This window comes from Pigmentibacter sp. JX0631 (assembly GCF_029873255.1).
Taxonomy (GTDB): Bacteria; Bdellovibrionota_B; Oligoflexia; order Silvanigrellales; family Silvanigrellaceae; genus Silvanigrella.
Window position 1 is genome coordinate 1293382 of record NZ_CP123622.1, and the last position, 16283, is coordinate 1309664.

General features: G+C 28.6%; 21 protein-coding genes. 11 read left to right on the forward strand and 10 right to left on the reverse strand.

What is annotated here, in order from left to right; translation table 11 throughout:
* The 4 genes from QEJ31_RS05570 to QEJ31_RS05585 form a co-directional block, all read right to left on the reverse strand.
* Window positions 1–1047 carry an agmatine deiminase family protein gene (locus QEJ31_RS05570; protein WP_280592798.1) on the reverse strand — a complete coding sequence of 349 codons (1047 nt, stop codon included), beginning with the start codon at window positions 1045–1047 and terminating at the stop codon, window positions 1–3.
* A 106-nt stretch (window positions 1048–1153) separates the two neighbouring features.
* On the reverse strand, window positions 1154–1498 hold the full coding sequence (locus QEJ31_RS05575) for a hypothetical protein (protein WP_280592799.1): 345 nt from the start codon (window positions 1496–1498) through the stop codon (window positions 1154–1156).
* A gap of 85 nt (window positions 1499–1583) precedes the next feature.
* A complete protein-coding gene (locus QEJ31_RS05580) occupies window positions 1584–2576 on the reverse strand; it encodes a hypothetical protein (protein WP_280592800.1) in 993 nt (330 codons plus the stop codon).
* A 227-nt stretch (window positions 2577–2803) separates the two neighbouring features.
* Window positions 2804–3133 carry an HU family DNA-binding protein gene (locus QEJ31_RS05585; RefSeq protein ID WP_202914064.1) on the reverse strand — a complete coding sequence of 110 codons (330 nt, stop codon included), beginning with the start codon at window positions 3131–3133 and terminating at the stop codon, window positions 2804–2806.
* A 161-nt stretch (window positions 3134–3294) separates the two neighbouring features.
* On the opposite strand from QEJ31_RS05585, the gene pdxY reads away from it, so the two are divergent.
* The gene (pdxY, locus tag QEJ31_RS05590) at window positions 3295–4158 is read left to right on the forward strand and encodes a pyridoxal kinase PdxY (RefSeq protein WP_280592801.1); all 864 of its coding nucleotides are present in this window, start codon (window positions 3295–3297) and stop codon (window positions 4156–4158) included.
* A 4-nt stretch (window positions 4159–4162) separates the two neighbouring features.
* Here the strand turns inward: pdxY and QEJ31_RS05595 are convergent, their stop codons facing one another.
* Window positions 4163–4690 (reverse strand): MgtC/SapB family protein, encoded by a 528-nt coding sequence (locus QEJ31_RS05595; protein ID WP_280592802.1) that lies wholly within the window; start codon window positions 4688–4690, stop codon window positions 4163–4165.
* Between the two features lie 157 nt (window positions 4691–4847).
* On the opposite strand from QEJ31_RS05595, the gene QEJ31_RS05600 reads away from it, so the two are divergent.
* Window positions 4848–5159, forward strand: coding sequence for a hypothetical protein (locus QEJ31_RS05600; RefSeq protein WP_280592803.1), 312 nt, complete (start codon window positions 4848–4850; stop codon window positions 5157–5159).
* On the opposite strand, the gene QEJ31_RS05605 is transcribed toward QEJ31_RS05600, so the two are convergent.
* Together QEJ31_RS05605 and QEJ31_RS05610 are read right to left on the reverse strand one after the other, a co-directional pair.
* Window positions 5134–5937: a hypothetical protein gene (locus tag QEJ31_RS05605; protein WP_280592804.1), complete on the reverse strand. Its 804-nt coding sequence runs from the start codon at window positions 5935–5937 to the stop codon at window positions 5134–5136. The two genes, QEJ31_RS05600 and QEJ31_RS05605, sit on opposite strands and share 26 nt — an antisense overlap.
* Window positions 5937–6914, reverse strand: a complete 978-nt coding sequence (locus tag QEJ31_RS05610; protein ID WP_280592805.1) for a hypothetical protein — start codon at window positions 6912–6914, stop codon at window positions 5937–5939. The genes QEJ31_RS05605 and QEJ31_RS05610 overlap by 1 nt, the downstream gene beginning before the upstream one ends.
* Window positions 6915–7061: 147 nt before the next feature.
* On the opposite strand from QEJ31_RS05610, the gene QEJ31_RS05615 reads away from it, so the two are divergent.
* From QEJ31_RS05615 to QEJ31_RS05630, 4 genes are all read left to right on the forward strand, one after another.
* Window positions 7062–8237: a homogentisate 1,2-dioxygenase gene (locus QEJ31_RS05615; RefSeq protein WP_280592806.1), complete on the forward strand. Its 1176-nt coding sequence runs from the start codon at window positions 7062–7064 to the stop codon at window positions 8235–8237.
* Window positions 8238–8262: 25 nt separating this feature from the next.
* A complete protein-coding gene (locus QEJ31_RS05620) occupies window positions 8263–9402 on the forward strand; it encodes a UDP-N-acetylglucosamine--N-acetylmuramyl-(pentapeptide) pyrophosphoryl-undecaprenol N-acetylglucosamine transferase (protein ID WP_280592807.1) in 1140 nt (379 codons plus the stop codon).
* Between the two features lie 6 nt (window positions 9403–9408).
* A complete protein-coding gene (gene tsaE, locus QEJ31_RS05625; protein ID WP_280592808.1) occupies window positions 9409–9951 on the forward strand; it encodes a tRNA (adenosine(37)-N6)-threonylcarbamoyltransferase complex ATPase subunit type 1 TsaE in 543 nt (180 codons plus the stop codon).
* Window positions 9952–10041: 90 nt separating this feature from the next.
* Entirely contained in the window at window positions 10042–11133 is a 1092-nt protein-coding gene (locus QEJ31_RS05630; protein ID WP_280592809.1) for an ABC transporter substrate-binding protein, read from the forward strand.
* On the opposite strand, the gene QEJ31_RS05635 is transcribed toward QEJ31_RS05630, so the two are convergent.
* Window positions 11124–11618 carry a hypothetical protein gene (locus QEJ31_RS05635; RefSeq protein ID WP_280592810.1) on the reverse strand — a complete coding sequence of 165 codons (495 nt, stop codon included), beginning with the start codon at window positions 11616–11618 and terminating at the stop codon, window positions 11124–11126. The genes QEJ31_RS05630 and QEJ31_RS05635 overlap by 10 nt on opposite strands.
* 436 nt (window positions 11619–12054) lie before the next feature.
* Between QEJ31_RS05635 and QEJ31_RS05640 the strand changes: the two genes are divergently transcribed.
* The 4 genes from QEJ31_RS05640 (at window position 12055) to QEJ31_RS05655 (ending at window position 14703) form a co-directional block, all read left to right on the forward strand.
* A complete protein-coding gene (locus QEJ31_RS05640) occupies window positions 12055–12885 on the forward strand; it encodes an F-box protein (protein ID WP_280592811.1) in 831 nt (276 codons plus the stop codon).
* Window positions 12886–12900: 15 nt separating this feature from the next.
* Window positions 12901–13761, forward strand: a complete 861-nt coding sequence (locus QEJ31_RS05645) for an F-box protein (protein WP_280592812.1) — start codon at window positions 12901–12903, stop codon at window positions 13759–13761.
* A gap of 86 nt (window positions 13762–13847) precedes the next feature.
* Entirely contained in the window at window positions 13848–14183 is a 336-nt protein-coding gene (locus QEJ31_RS05650) for a hypothetical protein (RefSeq protein WP_280592813.1), read from the forward strand.
* 112 nt (window positions 14184–14295) lie between these two features.
* Window positions 14296–14703, forward strand: a complete 408-nt coding sequence (locus tag QEJ31_RS05655; RefSeq protein WP_280592814.1) for a hypothetical protein — start codon at window positions 14296–14298, stop codon at window positions 14701–14703.
* A gap of 91 nt (window positions 14704–14794) precedes the next feature.
* On the opposite strand, the gene QEJ31_RS05660 is transcribed toward QEJ31_RS05655, so the two are convergent.
* Window positions 14795–15073 (reverse strand): hypothetical protein, encoded by a 279-nt coding sequence (locus QEJ31_RS05660; protein ID WP_280592815.1) that lies wholly within the window; start codon window positions 15071–15073, stop codon window positions 14795–14797.
* A gap of 218 nt (window positions 15074–15291) precedes the next feature.
* On the opposite strand from QEJ31_RS05660, the gene QEJ31_RS05665 reads away from it, so the two are divergent.
* Window positions 15292–15654, forward strand: coding sequence for a nuclear transport factor 2 family protein (locus QEJ31_RS05665; protein ID WP_280592816.1), 363 nt, complete (start codon window positions 15292–15294; stop codon window positions 15652–15654).
* A gap of 69 nt (window positions 15655–15723) precedes the next feature.
* On the opposite strand, the gene QEJ31_RS05670 is transcribed toward QEJ31_RS05665, so the two are convergent.
* On the reverse strand, window positions 15724–16146 hold the full coding sequence (locus QEJ31_RS05670) for a hypothetical protein (protein ID WP_280592817.1): 423 nt from the start codon (window positions 16144–16146) through the stop codon (window positions 15724–15726).
* Window positions 16147–16283 lie beyond the last annotated feature (137 nt).

The window sequence follows — 16283 nt, forward strand, 5'->3', positions numbered from 1 at the left end:
TTATCTCCAAAGCTTTCCAGAAGGCTGTTGTTGGGTAACACAGTGAAAAGAGCCACCACCTTTAATTATATTTTTAGAACTTAAGCCAATTACTTTTCTATTTGGAAATAATTTTTCTAATGTTTTTAAAGCAATTGAATCATTAGGATCTTGATATGTAGGGACAACTACAAATTCATTGCCTATATAAAAATTTGCATAAGTACAAGGTAATCTTTTTCCTTCTATTTCCATTCTGTTTTTTGGTAGAACTAAAGGAATTAAATTAAAATGATTGCCAAATTTATCGGTTGCTGTTTGTAAAATTTCGAAATTATGCAACATAGTTTTATAATTAGGATCAGCCTTATCATCTGTTATTGAATACACAATAGTTTTTTCATCAACAAATCTAACTATTGTATCAATATGTCCATCAGTATGATCACCTTCTAACCCATTTTCTAGCCAAATAAGTTTATCAATACCTAAATAATTTTTTAAATAAACTTCAATATCTTTTTCAGTTAAATTTGGATTCCGCATTTTACTTAATAAACATTGTTTAGTTGTTAATGCCGTTCCTTTACCATTTACGTCTAAGGAACCGCCTTCCATAACAATTTCAGTTTGAAAAAAATTTAAATTTAAAATATTCGCCAGTTGGAAAGGAACTAAATTATCTAATTGCCAATTAAACTTTTGTCCCCATGAATTGAATTCCCATTTAACAAAAGAAACAGATTCAGAGTTTTTTACAAAAATCGGGCCATTATCTCTAAACCAAACATCATCAAGTGGTATTTCGTGAATAGTTACATTATTTAAATTATTTATTTTGCGAATAGCGCTTTCTTTTGCTTCTTTATCCCTAACAATCAAATGAACTGGTTCAAATTTCGCTACTGTTTTAACAAGCTCAGCAAATTCATCGCGCACATTGTTTAAATAACCAAACCACATTTCATCATCGAAAGGCCAACAAGTCCAAGTAGCAGCATGTAAACTCCATTCTGCAGGCATTCCAAACTCATGTTCTATTGGTAAACCTTTGACTGAATTTGACATTTCATTTTCCTTATAATTATTGGTAAAAAATAAAAAAGACTCAATAACTTGAGCCTTTTACATGAAGGAGATCTTTAAGTCTAGATAATTGTGCTCCTGAACATACTTAACCTCCTTTAAATACCCTTGCAGTAACAGTTTTAATTTCTTGTTGAATAACTATTATTTTCTTGGCTTCAATAATGTAATCTTTGATAGCATCATAAGCTTTTCTCTCATCACCGCCATGAGCTAGCCATTGAGCTATTGTATTTCCACTTATAAAGTCGTTTGCAAAACCAAATACAACCTTATTAGCTTCCCTATATGCAGTCTCACTATCCATTCCTTCGTCTTCAAAACAAACTTGCGCAAAATTAAGTGCCCTGTGTACGGTATCCTCAACATAAGAAGATTGCACCCCTCTGGCTCGATGAACACTATCTTTCGCTTTGAATTTAGTTTTTGGCATACAACACCTCTTTCTTAGTTTCGGCAGAATGACGAAAAAAGAAAATATGCGTTGCAATATTACACTAGTTTATTGAATTATTGATTTAATTGATTTTCCAAAGCCGTTTGTATTTTTCCCGAATTACACTTGTTGGCTCAATTTGCGACTCTTGAATCTCTTTTAGAAAATTATGATCCAATAGAATTGGTTCTAATATTACTTTTGTGTCTTTTTGATTGCTAAATTGATGATACAATTCATTCGCAATTTGCCAGCCTTGCGCATACAAAGGTTCAGCAACCGAAGCATATTGCTGGGTTGTTCCTTTTTTAATTCTTCTTATGGCTTTTAACGAACCATCACCAGCAGCAATAGATATAATATCAGTTCTTGGATTTTCTATATCAAAATAAATATCATTTATAGCAATAGAATGAGTCCATTTATTTTTAAATTCAGCATTTAACTTATTAATTTCTGTTCGCATTAAATTTTCTGCATTTGCAATTGGCATATCAACGACTTTTAAGAGGTGACAAAATTTGCATTTTTTTATTTCATGCTGAATAAGCTCTGCTTTATAACGAGCTATCTTAAATTGATTATCAGTAAAAACTACAATACCTACATTTTTTAATTTTGTTTTATATATTTGTTCTACAGCTAAATTTATAACATCTTTAGGATCAGTAGTTATATTGTAAATTAGTTTATTTTTATCAAAACCAATTATTTCATTTGCATGCCATCCAATTAATTTAATATTATTCTTTTTAGCTTCAAGAAGTAATTTTTCTTCATTATCTATTTGATGACCAGCAATTACTATTGCACTTGGCTTTTCTAATATACTTTCTCGGAATAATTCTGAGAATTGAATTGCATCTCCTTCTGCATCCAGCTTTTTTATATTCCAGTGTAACAAGTCAACAGCTTCTTCAAAAGAACGAAAAACTTTTGAAATACCACCATTTTTAAAGTCATACCCTATAAATAATATATTTTTTGAAATTTTACTCTGTACTTCTTGAGCAATCACAGGAAAGAAAAGAAAAAGGAATATAGACATTACAATTTTTGATAAATTTAACCACATAAATTGGTATCCTCAAACTTATAACAGTTCATCATTTTTAAATAAATTTGTTATAAATAAAGAATAAATCAATTCATTTTAAAAAGCTACTTCAGAAAAAGTACATTTATTTTGTACGCGGAGAATTCCCTTTCTAAAAACTTTCAGAAAATGAGTTTATTAAAAAGGGAGAAATTCAAGTTCTATCTAATCAGCATATTTTGGAAATTCAGAAAAGTTAAAAACTATTATCTTTTTTTCTTCGCTGATTTTCTTTTCACACCAACTTTTTCTTTCAGAGAGGAGGCAACTCTAAAGCTAACTTTTTTCGAAGCTGGAATTTTAATTTCTTCGCCAGTCTGAGGATTCCGACCTTTTCTCGCGGCTCTATCCTTTACTTGTAGAATACCTAGTTTATCAATACGAACTTTTTTACCTGCAGCAACATGATCTTCAATGGCATCAAGAAAAGCTGCTATAACTTCTTTAGTTAATTTTTTTGGTAACTGATCAAATCTTGAAGAAACCTCAACAGTTAAAGCAGATGTAGAAACTGTTGCAACTTTTCTTTTTGACATAAACATCCTCTCATATGAAGGTTAAATAAAACTGTTGTTATAGTTGCCTGAAATGACATATATATCAAGAGGCAAAGTATAATTTTTTATTTCCCATTGTACCATGGGAAAACTTTGAAACCAAAATGTTCAAAGGAATTTTTCTTCGGAGTTATGTAACCATGATACAATCTATTTTATCAATCCAATCTTGTGTGAGCTATGGACATGTGGGGAATAGCGCTGTTACCTTCCCATTACAACGCCTAGGAGTCGATGTTTGGCCGATACATACTGTTCTATTTTCTAATCACACTGGTTACGGACAATGGGGTGGTAGAGTTTTTGACATTGCCGCAGTTCGCGATGTGTTTTTGGGAATTAAAGAACGAGGAATCTTACATAGATGTAAAGCTTTATTAAGTGGTTATATGGGTTCTCAGGAACTTGGAAATGTCATGATCGAGGCAATTGAAGAACTAAGAGCATTAAATCCCGAAACAATATACTGCTGCGATCCTGTAATGGGTGATGTAGGAAGAGGTTTTTTTGTTAAGGAAGGAATACCTGAATTTTTTAAGGAAACAATGCTAAAATATGCGACCATAATAACTCCTAATCATTTTGAACTTGAATATTTAAGTGGTCGTAAAATAACTTCTTTAGAAGAAGCAGTTAACGCCGCAAAAGAAATAATGCAAAAAGGCCCTGAAGTTGTGTTAATTACAAGTCTTTTATTAGGCGGTGAAGAAAATAAAAAAATCAATATGGTTGCTGTGAATAATAAATCTGTCAGTATAGTAACAACTCCATATATAAATATTAGCTTAAATGGAACTGGAGACATTACTGCTGCTTTATTTACTTATTTTTATATTAACTACAAGAAAGACATTACTAAAGCATTAGAAGATACTGTGTCCCGTGTATTTAGTATTATAGAAAAAACTTATGAAGAAAAATCAAAAGAACTCGTTTTAATAAAAGCACAGGATTATTTAATAAATCCAAAACATAAATTTAAAGCAAATTTAATTCAAAGCTAATAAACTAATCCATTGTACTATTGCCTGAATGATGATCTGAATGATGTGAGCTTCTATTTCTAAAAAATTTTTTTTCTACATATGCAATAAAAGATAAAAATAAGATTAAGGATATTGTTATTACAATAGTCGATAGAAAAATACCGTATCCTACTAAAATTCCCAATGCAGAAACAGTCCAGATAACCGCAGCAGTTGTTAAACCCTGAACTTTACTTGATGATTTAAATATAGCTCCTGCACCAATAAAACCGATTCCTGAAACAATTTGCGCAACTATTCTAGTTACATCTGCTGTTGGAATAGAATTTGCTGAACCATAATCTGACATCATTAATGAAACTGCTGTAAAAATGGCTGACGCAGCACATATAAGTGCATTTGTTTTAATTCCTGCTAATTTTCCTCGATATTCCCTTTCAGCCCCAACTAAAGTTCCAATAATAAGAGCAACTCCAACTTTAGGAAGCAAATAAAAAAGGATATCAATTTCTGGTATGTAGTGTATTGGTAGAGCAAATTGTAAAGCCATCAAAAAAACCTTATTTTAACTCAAAATAGCCAATATTATTATTGTTGAAATAAATAATAATTTGTTTGTAAATTTTTCATTCCTAGCCAAAGATATGACCAAATTTCATTTTTATGAACTCCAACCGAAATAAGCCCTATAAACTTTCGGAGTTTTTATGACAGACAAAAAAAGTGTAATAAATGAAACTGATTTAGAAAGGCATATGAATGATCAAGCTGCAAGAGCAGAGAGTGCAGGAATTGCCCAAAAAAAATTTTTTAACTTCCAAAAATTAATTACAAAAGTTTATTCTCTTTCTGATAAAGAATTTGACATAGCATTTAGTACTTTAGAAACAATGTTAGAAAATTTTAATAATAAGAAAAAAGAAACTGAAAAAGAAAATAAACTTGATAAACAAAAAGAAAAATCAATAGAAATATTAACAAATAAAAAAACAGTTATTGAAACTCAGAAAAATAAATAGAAAATGTTTGATTTTTTGATCTAAAAACTACAGATGTTGGTTTCAAAATATTTTGAGCAACATAACCAACCCATTTCACCTCAATTTGTGTATCATGAGCAAAAAATCCATAGTAAAATTTACTATCAATTGCAACTGCATAACCATTATCTTTGGCTGTTACTGAAACATAACTTTGTACTTCTATATCTTTGCCTGAAACATCAATATTTGAAATAGAAAAATATTTGTTTTGCTCAAAATTGTTTACTTCTTTATCAATATTAGTTTGAATATTTTCACTGTATTCTTTCCTAACTTTTTCTTTTACAATATATAAACCATCATTACTTTTTTGAGTTTTGAATGCATATTCTCCACACATAAAACTTCTAATTCCATTGGCACCAAGTTTAGAAAAAAGTAATGAAAATTGTTCGAAGTAATCATTCGATATAGATATATTTTTATCCGCTGAATATGAAATATCTGTTCCATCTAATTGAAATGAAAAAAATTCAGTGCCTAATGGTCCTATTACACTGGATTTTAGTAAAGAAAAGTTTTTTTCCCATATCCCTTCGATTTCAATAGGTGGAAGACGGAGACTTTCAGTACTAAAATCTGCCAAAAATTGTGGATTTTTACCAACAAAACAACGATTTTGAATTATTTGCGAAATTTTTAATACTTGATCATCATTTAAAACAGGAACAAGCTCATGTTTTTTTTTCATTGTAACACAAGAGGTTAGCAATATAATTAATGTAACTATTATACTTGTATTTAATTTATTCATTAATTTTTCACCATTAATTCAAAAGCTATCTTATTTATTTTTTCCCCTGTTAAATTTTCAACTGTTCTTAATCCAGTTGGCGAAGTGATATTAATTTCTCCAATTTTATTTCCTATCAAATCTAAACCAGCAAAAACTATATTCATACTTTTTAAAAAGAGACCAACTGATTCACATAATTTTATCTGTTCTTTTGACATCTCTCTGATATGCGCTGTACCGCCTTGGGCAAGATTAGACGCAATTTTACCGTGCTCTGGAATTCTTACAAAATCGCCGATGATTACACCGTCAGCAATTAAAACCCTTCTATCACCTTCCGTATGAATTTCTTTTAAATAAGGTTGAACAAGATATTTTTGCTTTAAATGATTATGAATGGATTGTTTGTCTAAGAATGCAATAAGATCATTCATATTAGTAAACAATTGAACATCCTCACCTCCATGTCCTAACCATGGTTTGCAAATAATTCCATCATCAAATAAATTTATATTTTCTTTCAAATATTTTTCAATAATAGAAATATTTTCTGATAAACATGTTGGAATAACATTATTTTTGTTAATAACTCCTGAACTCAAAGCTTTCCAATGCAAAGCTTTTTCGTGATACGCAAGCAGAACTTCAGCTGGATTTAAAATTTTAACTTTAGTTTGCGTCGCTAAAATCCAACAAAGATCTTTATAGCCTTCATTAAAAGGAGGATCTTTCCTAATAAAACAATAGTCAAAAGATGAAAAAGAAACTAAATTCTTTTTTACTTGCTCATAATTAATATTATTTATATTTATTTCTTTTATTTCATTGAATTGATTTAAATAAATTTCTTCATTTAAAAAATGTATATTTTTATCTTCACACCAAAAAACTTCCCAATTTTTAGCGATTGCCGCTTCTGCTAAAGCAAGACTAGAATCTGATTTTAAATTTACTTTTTCCAATTTATCAGCAATAATTAGCAATTTTTTTTTCATAAAAGCCAACTTTCTAAAATTATGACTCAAAACAGTACAAAGGTATATTAAGTGTTTCCAAAAGGCAAACAAAAGCTTGCCCCATATTCCTATAAGATGTTATAAATTATCTTGAATTAATTTGTCACCTTAAAAAGGAGTGAACCAATGATTGATTATAGAAAGCTTGGTTTTGTTTCAGCAAAACAACATACTATCTGTGAACTTGACGGTAATATGCTCATTGAACATGTAATTACTCGTGAAGGATTTAGCGATCATTATTCTATATTATATCAGAAAAGAGCTCCTACACATGAAGTTAAAACTGAAATTTATAAAACAGATAATCCTTTTTTTCCAAATTGCAACAAATTAAACTCAACAGAATTAAAAAGAAGACATTTTCAAACTCCACTTCTAAAAAAAGAAGGAAATTTATTAGAAGCAAGAGCAACATTACTAATAAATGATAGCTGTTCTGTAGGTATTACAAATTTAACGAAAAATGATGAGCATTTTTTTTCAAATGCAGATGCTGATGAATTATATTTTATTTCCGAAGGAGAAGGAATTTTACAAACCATAATGGGTGAATTAGATTATAAGAAAGGGGACTATCTGTTTATACCCAAAGCCATTCCTTTCCGATTTTTACCCGCTATGAAAACAAATATGCTCATTATTGAAGGTAAAAATAAATTTGGCATTCCAGCAGAATTTAAATTACCCAACGGACAAATAAAACTAGATTCCCCATACAATCATCGGGATTTTCATGCTCCAAATAGACTTTTATCAATAAAAGATAATGAAAATTTTTCATTTATAATTAAAAAAGATAATACACTAACCAGACATGAATACACAGATTTTCCCTATAAAGTTGTTGGATGGGACGGATGGTATTGGCCTTTCTCGTTCTCGGTTTATAACTATCAACCTAAAACTAGCTCAGTCCATTTACCACCCACAGTACACTCAGTTTTTAGCGCTAATAAGTTCTATGTCATGAATTTTGTTCCAAGAATGCTTGATTATCACCCTAAAGCAATCCCTTGTCCGTGGCCACATTCCAGCTTAGATTGTGATGAAGTTATTTTTTATGTCAGCGGCGATTTTACCAGCAGAAAAGGAATATCTAACTATTCTATTAGTTTCCATCCATCTGGGATTCCCCATGGTCCTCACCCAGAGCGTTATGAACAAAGCATTGGCGCAAAATATACTCAAGAACTTGCAATAATGGTTGACACATTTGAACCTTTATTTGTAACTGAAGCTGCAGGGATACTTGAAGATAAAAAGTATCATTTTACCTGGGATAGTCCTAATCATCTATAATTATTAAATAGAAATGGCTTAAAGAATGGCTCACAAAGAATCTGATAAAACTTATAATATAGTTTTAACTGGCGGTGGTACAGCTGGACATGTTTGGCCACATTTTGCATTATTTGAAGCAGAAAACTCTCCCTTATATAAAGCTTCCAACGAAAAAAAAATAAATGTTTATTATGTCGGCTCCCAAACAGGCATGGAAAAAGATTTAGTTACTACGAATAAACCCAATTGGCATTATTTCTCTATTTCAACTGGCAAATTAAGAAGATATTTTAGTCTTAAAAATTTTTCAGATCCTTTTTTAATTCTTCTTGGTATTCTCCAAGCTTTTTTCTTTCTTGGAAAAGTCAAAGCATCTATTGTTTTTTCTAAAGGAGGATTTGTTTCAGCTCCCGTAGTATGGGCGGCGTGGTTAAGAGGAATTCCTATTATTATTCACGAAAGCGATGCTACACCTGCATTAGCTACTAAATTAACAGTCCCATTTTGCAATAAAGCGCTTGTTTCATTTCCAGAAACTATTAAAAAATTTCATCCTTTTTTTCAAAATAAAGTATTAGAAATAGGTTTACCTATACGCGAATCTTTATTTTCTGCTACAAAAGAAGAAGGTCTTAAATTTTTCTCATTACCTAACAACCGAAAAACCATTTTAATTTTTGGTGGTAGTTTAGGTGCACAAAGTCTGAATCAAAAAATGTACACAATTATTCCCGAGCTACACAAGAACTATAGTATTATTCATATTGTTGGTAAAGGTAACAGACAAGAACTACCTGGGCTTGAATATTATCGCCAGCTCGAGTTTCTTACAGACGGAATGAAATATGCTTATAGTGCTGCTGATTTGGCAATTTGTAGAGCAGGAGCGAGTAGTATTTTTGAATTAGCTGCAGCAAAAGTTCCTATGATTCTAATTCCTTTAGGTCTACATGCAAGCCGTGGCGATCAAATTATAAATGCAAGAATATTTATGAATAAAGGATGGGCTCAATCAATTGACGAAAATACCTTTCAAAATGACTCCGCCATTCAATTAATAGATTCTACTTTTAACTCTTTGGAAGAACGAAAAGTTGCTTTAGAAACTTCACCAGCTAAAGACTCTGCTTTAAAAACGGGACAAATTATCTGGGAAACTATGATAAAATATGGAGATATTTAAAAAATAATGACTCTAAAGTTTACAAATGATTTACAAAAATTTTTTATTACCGAGCAAAAAGATGCTGATTCAGTTGAATTTTCTGTAAATTTAGAAAATTTAGATTTAATTACAAAAGAAATTAGTCTTTTTTTCCAAGCAGGAGATTGGCTTTTTCTTGATGGAGATCTAGGCTCAGGTAAAACTACTTTTGTTAAAAATTTGTTGGAAAATTGGTATTCAAGTGAGAAAGGCTCTAGTCCCACTTTTTCAATTCTAAATATATTTCAATTAAGCAATTCAAGAAATAATATAGAAAAAATAGTGCATCTTGACTTATATCGAATTAAAAATGGAAATGAATTATTTTTTCTTGGACTAGAAAATGAATTTTCGTTAAAAAATTCATTTTGTATCTTTGAGTGGCCTTATAATATTGAAATTGAAGAATATAATTCTTTTTTTAAGATAACAGGCTGCCAACGTCCTAAAAGAATTTTTGAAATATCTATTGAATTAGGTGAGCAAAATAATTCTAGACTGTATTGCATAAAAAAAATAAATCTTTAATTTCATTCTTTACATGTGTCAAATATTTAATTTTCTTAATCTAAAAAAATAATTTACAATATATTAAGTTCCTTAATTAAAGGAAGTAATATGAAAATCAAATTATTTGCATTTATAGTAAGTATATTTTTCATTTATACAGCTTCTGCAATAAAAATCACATTTTTAGTCCCAGGTAAATCGAATGAAGATTTTTGGGTAACAGCAGCAGAATTTACCAGAGCTGCTGCAGTAGAACTTGGATTTGACTATGAAGTTTTATATGCCGAACGTGATAGAGAAAACATGATAGATCTTGTCTATAAAATTGCCAGCGAAACAAATAAACCTGACTTTGTTTTAATAGTGAATGAAAAAAACTCGGCACCACAAATGCTTAAAATATTGAATAATAATAATATTAAAACATTTCTAGTACATGTAGATTTAACAGATGATCAAAAAAAAGTTATAAAATATCCAAGAAGTATATATAAAAATTGGATTGGAACTGTTGTTGCAGACAACGTTCCTGCCGGATACCAAATTATGAATGAAATGTATAAAAATATTCCAGAAAATTTAAAATCAAAAAAAATGTTTAAATTAATTGCAATCAATGGAGATAAAGAAACAAAAACATCTCTCGAAAGAGAAAAAGGTTTATATAAATTTTTAAATGAAAACAAGAGTATTCAACTTCTCCAGATAATAGCAGCTGAATGGGATAGGGATATAGCTTATCAAAAAACAAATCACATGTTTGATAGATACAAAGATATTGATTTTATTTGGGCTGCTAATGATCCAATTGCATTAGGAGCATTAAAAGCAGTCTATAACCATCAAAAGCTACCAGGTAAAAATATTTATATCGGCGGATTAAATTGGTCAAAAGAATCTTTAGAAGAAATAAAAAAGGGAACAATATCTACTTCACTAGGTGGACACTTTATTAATGGAGCATGTGCAATTGCAGTTATCTTCGACTATCTTAAGGGAATCGATATTAATAGTTCTAATTACGAAATGAAGATAAATTTTTTCTCACCTATTGGAAAAAAAGAGGTAGATGAATATTTTAAATATTTAGATAAAAGCAATTGGAATAAAATTAATTTTAAGAAATATACAAAATTCTATAACAAAAATTTAAAAGAATATAAATTTAACCCCAAAGAAATATTGAAAGACTATAAGTAAGATTGATCTATTCTTAATTTTTGAATTTTCTCTGCAATTTCTTCGTACGATAAGTATTTTGAATAAGTATTTTGCAGCAACTCAGTATTAAACATATATAATGAATAGCCATAACTTACATTATGTGATTGAATTATAAATAAACCATTTAACAGATATCCATTACTTCCAAAAGTATGCCATTCAGACATAAAATTATTCGCAGGTTGCACGATATAGTATGCATCACCATATTGTTTGATACATTCGTGTGTTAATTCTTCAATTTTATTGATACCTCCTTTGAGGTCGAAAAATTCAATAAAAACAGCAGGAAAAAAAACCATTTCTTTCCAACTACCATCAACAGTTACTTTTTTATTCCCATTTTTTAACCATTTCCAATTGTGGCTGATGTTGGAGCAATAAACATTAACAGTTTCAGCTAATGAATAATGACATTGAAGAAAGATAGTGAGTATTAATAATTTTTTAAAAAAGTTCATAACTCCTCCATTGAAATAAAATTAATTTTTTATGCTCTATTTTTTTTCCAAAGATTACAACTTATAAAAATTATTTTGATTTGAATACTTTGCAGAACATTTTTAAATTATTTACCTTTTTTTTATCCTTTTGTCTACTTCTAAAGATTTTCAGTTTCTCTATTTGCATAAAAAAAGGATTTTTCATATTTGAATACACTAAGTCAATAATTTTTTATCAATATGATGTTTTCACAATAAAATATGTATCTTTTTTGTTAATTAAAATTATATTTATAAAGCGGAACTAATACAAAATTAACGAAACAAATTCAATTAAGAACATTAATTAATTATAAATTTTATAAACTTATTCATAAATTATTTGACTTAATAAAAAAATAAAAATACTGTTTACTTTTTTAATGAAGTAACTTTTGATACAAAAGGATTTTCAATGAAACATATTTTTGCAATTATATTTCCACTTTTAATTTACTTAAATCATGCATTTGCGATGAAAAGTAACGAAAATTTAGACAACATTCCGCAAACTTTGAAAGAAAATATTTACTCAAACTTAGATGCAAGTTCTTTAATTAATTTATCAAAAACAAGTACTTCTTTAAATGAAAGTATAAGTGAATATATTAACTACACAAAAAAACTAAGTACAATTAAAATAAATGGGACAAAAAATGAAATTTCTGAATATTTAATGTTACTTAACAACAATTTGAATGAAAAATTAACTAATACAAATAATTTAATTATCGATTATTTTGATTCCTATGATGACTTAAGATTTTATGACAATAGAGCTTTTGGACTTTTACTATTGGCACTTGATACATTTCCTAATTTAAATAAATTTACTATGATATTTCATGATTCTACCAATAATAATATTTTTGAATCCATCTCTATTGAAATAAAAGGAAATGAAATTTACTTGGTTGGAAGTTTTGAAAGATTATCTAGTTTCTTTAAGCAATTTTTTGCAATCAAAAATAATGAAAATATTTATAAAGTTAATATGACCCTCAACCGCAATAAAAATGCTGGCTATCATTATAGCGATATTGATTACATATCGCATTACATGATTAAATACATACCAAATATTAAAATTATTCAAATTGATGATAAAAACGAATCTTATACAAAAGATAGACATTTTTACACAGAAGAAAGTGTTAAAAATTATTTTATAAATAATGATAATTTTAAGAGCAAATCTTTGTTTGTTATTCTAAATGGTGAAGTAAAAAAATACAACAAAAATTAAAAAGGATTTAGTACAGTGCGATTATTATATATTCTTTCAATTATTTTATCTTTTCTAGTCACAAATTCATACGCCGAAAATGAGAAAGATTTTTTAAGCAACCTCCCGCAAGAACTTGTTTCTGAGATAACTAAAAATCTTGATCCACAATCAATCATAAACTTAAAAAGTACAAGTAAGGCTTTAAAAACTCAAGTAGAAACATATTTAACATATCTAAATAGCAAAGATGAATTAACAATAAAGGGAAATATTGCTGAGTTAAAAAAATGGCTAAAAATATTAGATTTTTCATTAGCAAATCAAAATAGCCAAGTTAAAAAACTTGTTCTAAAAGTTAGCGACAGTAAATTTGAAAATTTAAACTGGTATTGGAATAATTCTGAAATTTTTAATGACTTGTTACAGAAAATTTCAATTAAATTTCCAAATATTGAACATTTGGTAATTGAAAAATTTATCTATAATTTTCAAAGTCGTGTTGAGTATTCAGAATTTAAGGCTTATCCAGATAAACTATATTACATAGGTACCGTTTCAACTATAGATTGGTTAATTGTTAACTTTTCAATGTTTAAAACATACAACAACATAAAAACAGTCCAATTTGATCTTCTAAAAAACTCCAGTAGAGTAATGAGTAGCATTCATTCATTAGATTTAGCATCTACAATTAGTGTGCAATTGTTACAGCTTGATACTATTATTGTAAATGACATTGATAATTACTATTTTGAAAAATCTTATTTTTTCTCACGTGAAGAAATACTTTTAAATATTGTAAACATAAAAAAATCATTAGGCGTATCTCCAATTAATCCTATTTTCGTGATTTTAAGAAATGGAATAGAAGAAAAATACTATTTTAGTAATTAAAATATTGAAATAGCAAAATTTTTCCTAATAAAAAATGGTAATTTTTTACTTTACAGTTCCGAAAACAAAAAGAAAAGGAACAGATTTTGAAGAAAATTATCGTTATTTTTTTATCAATTTATATTTTTCCAGTTTTTGCGAAAAGAATGAAAGAAAATCTTTGTTACAAGTGTTATCAAGGATGCTTAGGAAAGCCTAAATATAATTCATTAACGCCTAAAGAGGTTGTTAATTTTCTTAAAGATGGAAAATTGTATATAATAAAGGATTACAACAATGCACTTGCAAAAAGTGACTTGAGCATTTTAAAAAGTCATGAATTTTTGCGAGATGGAACATACTTTATAAATAATTACGTCACATTTATATTGGGCTGTAAATGTTTTGAAAAGTGCCAAGATAGCAGTTGCAACACAAAGTAACATACTTATAAATTTTACCTTAGTCAGAATTATTTTATTTAAAAAGTTGAGTTCTAACTTTTTTTTTCATACAATTATTTCTAGGAATAAACTAAAAAAGGAAGAATAATATATGCTAAAAAAAGTGCTGTTTTCTTTGATAATTTCATTACCTTTTGTTGCTTCAGCTAAATCAATTTTAGAACCAGGAGAAACTCTTGTTGCAGGCAGAGTTCTTCAATCACCAAATCTTTGCTTTACATTAGGATTTAGAGATCAAGGGAATTTAGTAATTACAAATAGATCAGGAAAAGTAATTTGGAGTTCAAATACTTACAATACTTTTGCAACACAGCTCTATATAGATTATGGTAGTAATTTAAAACTTTTAAACTCAACCGGTGCTCCAATTAATTGGCAAACTAATACTTCTGGGGCTTTTGGCTTTTTGAGATTGCAAAATGATGGGAACTTAGTAATTTATAGCGATGCATTTAAACCTTTATGGTATACAGGAAGTTACGACGCTTCTTGCGGATAAGGTGCATTTAATACTAACCACAATTAGATGGTAAAATTAATCTATGGGCTCCTTAGTGTGTTCTTACAAAATTACATCAATTGTATAAAAATTATAATTTATTGTTAGTTTCCAATATTTCATCAATAATCTGTTGAATTTCTGGGTTTTTCCAAATTAAATGTTCATGTAGCTCTAATGCGATCAACGTTGGTGCTAATTTTTTAATAGTTTCTTTTGCACTTATCTTTGCATTCTCAGTTGCTGTAGCCGAAGTAAGAATTTTTGCATTTGCTAATACCGCAGCAACAGTTCCTTTTCTTGCTTTAATCCCATCAATTTCTAATTCATTTATATCATTAGGTAAAATATCTTCTGGCATTATACTCATGAACCACCTCCAAAGATTTAATAAAAAAACCTAAAACAGGCTATTATTATATTAATGTGCTAAAAAAAGCAATGATTTTGAATTTAAGAAACATCATTTACTAAATAAAATTCTAACATTTAGTAATATAAATATACCAAACTTAATTTTTCCTTTACTAAAATATCTTTTATTAATAATATCAAAAGTAACTTAATTACTAGGGGAAGAGTAAAAACATGAGCTCTGAAAAAAATAAAAATATTGCGCTCAAATGGTTTGCAGCTTTTAATCAACATAATCTAGAGAATCTTCTTTCACTTTACGCAGAAAATGCTGAACATTATAGCCCAAAATTAAAAATCAGGATGCCTGAAACAAATGGACTTATAAAAGGAAAAAATGCATTAAGTGAGTGGTGGAAAGATGCATTTGAAAGACTGCCCACTTTAAAATATGAGCCCAAAAAAATTATTGCTGATAATGATACCGTATTTATGGAATATATTCGGCATGTCGAGAATGAAGAAATATTAATGGTGTGCGAAGTTCTTGAAATAAAAAATGATGTCATTATATTTTCTAGAGTTTATCACTGTTAATACTGTAATAATACCACATTGAATAAATTTAAACTGCTAAATACAATTTTATAATTTGACTAAATGTAATTAATAGCAATTTGTAACAGTATTACTTGCCCATAATGATCTTAAAGAATTCCATGCATATACCACTAAATTACCGTCACCCTGCATTACAACCCAAGCTCCTTCGTGATTTTGCGTTTGCGAATTCCAAGTAGGAGTTCCATTGTAAGTATAAGTTACAAAATTTCCGTCTCTTTGCATAAAAGCAATATATGTTGCTGTATTATCAGTTCTAGATGACCATATTGCTTGATTATTTATGTTTTTATAAATTACCAAATTACCATCATGTTGCATAGCTAATCGAAAACAACCATTGGAAGAAGTTAACTGATCCCCCCTTTGAATATATTCGCCAGGTAAAAGCCTATCTTTTGCAACTAAATCAGATATAAAACTCATTGCACAAATTACAGAAAGAGTCTTCAAACTTAAAGCTCTCATAAAATCTCCTTTTATTAAATTGAGATTTTATTTTAATTTAAAACATGAAATATAAAAATGTCATTTATTTAGCATTACTTAAAATAGTTAATAATGAAGTTTAGAATTTAATTGAAATTTAGAATTTCATTATAAAA

Bases quoted from the DNA above. Each gene is read 5' to 3' on its own strand.
- QEJ31_RS05665 (WP_280592816.1), top strand. From the start codon at position 15,292: ATGAGCTCTGAAAAAAATAAAAATATTGCGCTCAAATGGTTTGCAGCT.
- QEJ31_RS05670 (WP_280592817.1), bottom strand. From the start codon at position 16,146: ATGAGAGCTTTAAGTTTGAAGACTCTTTCTGTAATTTGTGCAATGAGT.
- QEJ31_RS05600 (WP_280592803.1), top strand. From the start codon at position 4,848: ATGACAGACAAAAAAAGTGTAATAAATGAAACTGATTTAGAAAGGCAT.
- QEJ31_RS05635 (WP_280592810.1), bottom strand. From the start codon at position 11,618: ATGAACTTTTTTAAAAAATTATTAATACTCACTATCTTTCTTCAATGT.
- QEJ31_RS05575 (WP_280592799.1), bottom strand. From the start codon at position 1,498: ATGCCAAAAACTAAATTCAAAGCGAAAGATAGTGTTCATCGAGCCAGA.
- QEJ31_RS05630 (WP_280592809.1), top strand. From the start codon at position 10,042: ATGAAAATCAAATTATTTGCATTTATAGTAAGTATATTTTTCATTTAT.
- QEJ31_RS05610 (WP_280592805.1), bottom strand. From the start codon at position 6,914: ATGAAAAAAAAATTGCTAATTATTGCTGATAAATTGGAAAAAGTAAAT.
- QEJ31_RS05615 (WP_280592806.1), top strand. From the start codon at position 7,062: ATGATTGATTATAGAAAGCTTGGTTTTGTTTCAGCAAAACAACATACT.
- pdxY (WP_280592801.1), top strand. From the start codon at position 3,295: ATGATACAATCTATTTTATCAATCCAATCTTGTGTGAGCTATGGACAT.
- QEJ31_RS05605 (WP_280592804.1), bottom strand. From the start codon at position 5,937: ATGAATAAATTAAATACAAGTATAATAGTTACATTAATTATATTGCTA.
- QEJ31_RS05595 (WP_280592802.1), bottom strand. From the start codon at position 4,690: ATGGCTTTACAATTTGCTCTACCAATACACTACATACCAGAAATTGAT.
- QEJ31_RS05640 (WP_280592811.1), top strand. From the start codon at position 12,055: ATGAAACATATTTTTGCAATTATATTTCCACTTTTAATTTACTTAAAT.
- QEJ31_RS05570 (WP_280592798.1), bottom strand. From the start codon at position 1,047: ATGTCAAATTCAGTCAAAGGTTTACCAATAGAACATGAGTTTGGAATG.
- QEJ31_RS05660 (WP_280592815.1), bottom strand. From the start codon at position 15,073: ATGAGTATAATGCCAGAAGATATTTTACCTAATGATATAAATGAATTA.
- QEJ31_RS05655 (WP_280592814.1), top strand. From the start codon at position 14,296: ATGCTAAAAAAAGTGCTGTTTTCTTTGATAATTTCATTACCTTTTGTT.
- QEJ31_RS05620 (WP_280592807.1), top strand. From the start codon at position 8,263: ATGGCTCACAAAGAATCTGATAAAACTTATAATATAGTTTTAACTGGC.
- QEJ31_RS05585 (WP_202914064.1), bottom strand. From the start codon at position 3,133: ATGTCAAAAAGAAAAGTTGCAACAGTTTCTACATCTGCTTTAACTGTT.
- tsaE (WP_280592808.1), top strand. From the start codon at position 9,409: ATGACTCTAAAGTTTACAAATGATTTACAAAAATTTTTTATTACCGAG.
- QEJ31_RS05580 (WP_280592800.1), bottom strand. From the start codon at position 2,576: ATGTGGTTAAATTTATCAAAAATTGTAATGTCTATATTCCTTTTTCTT.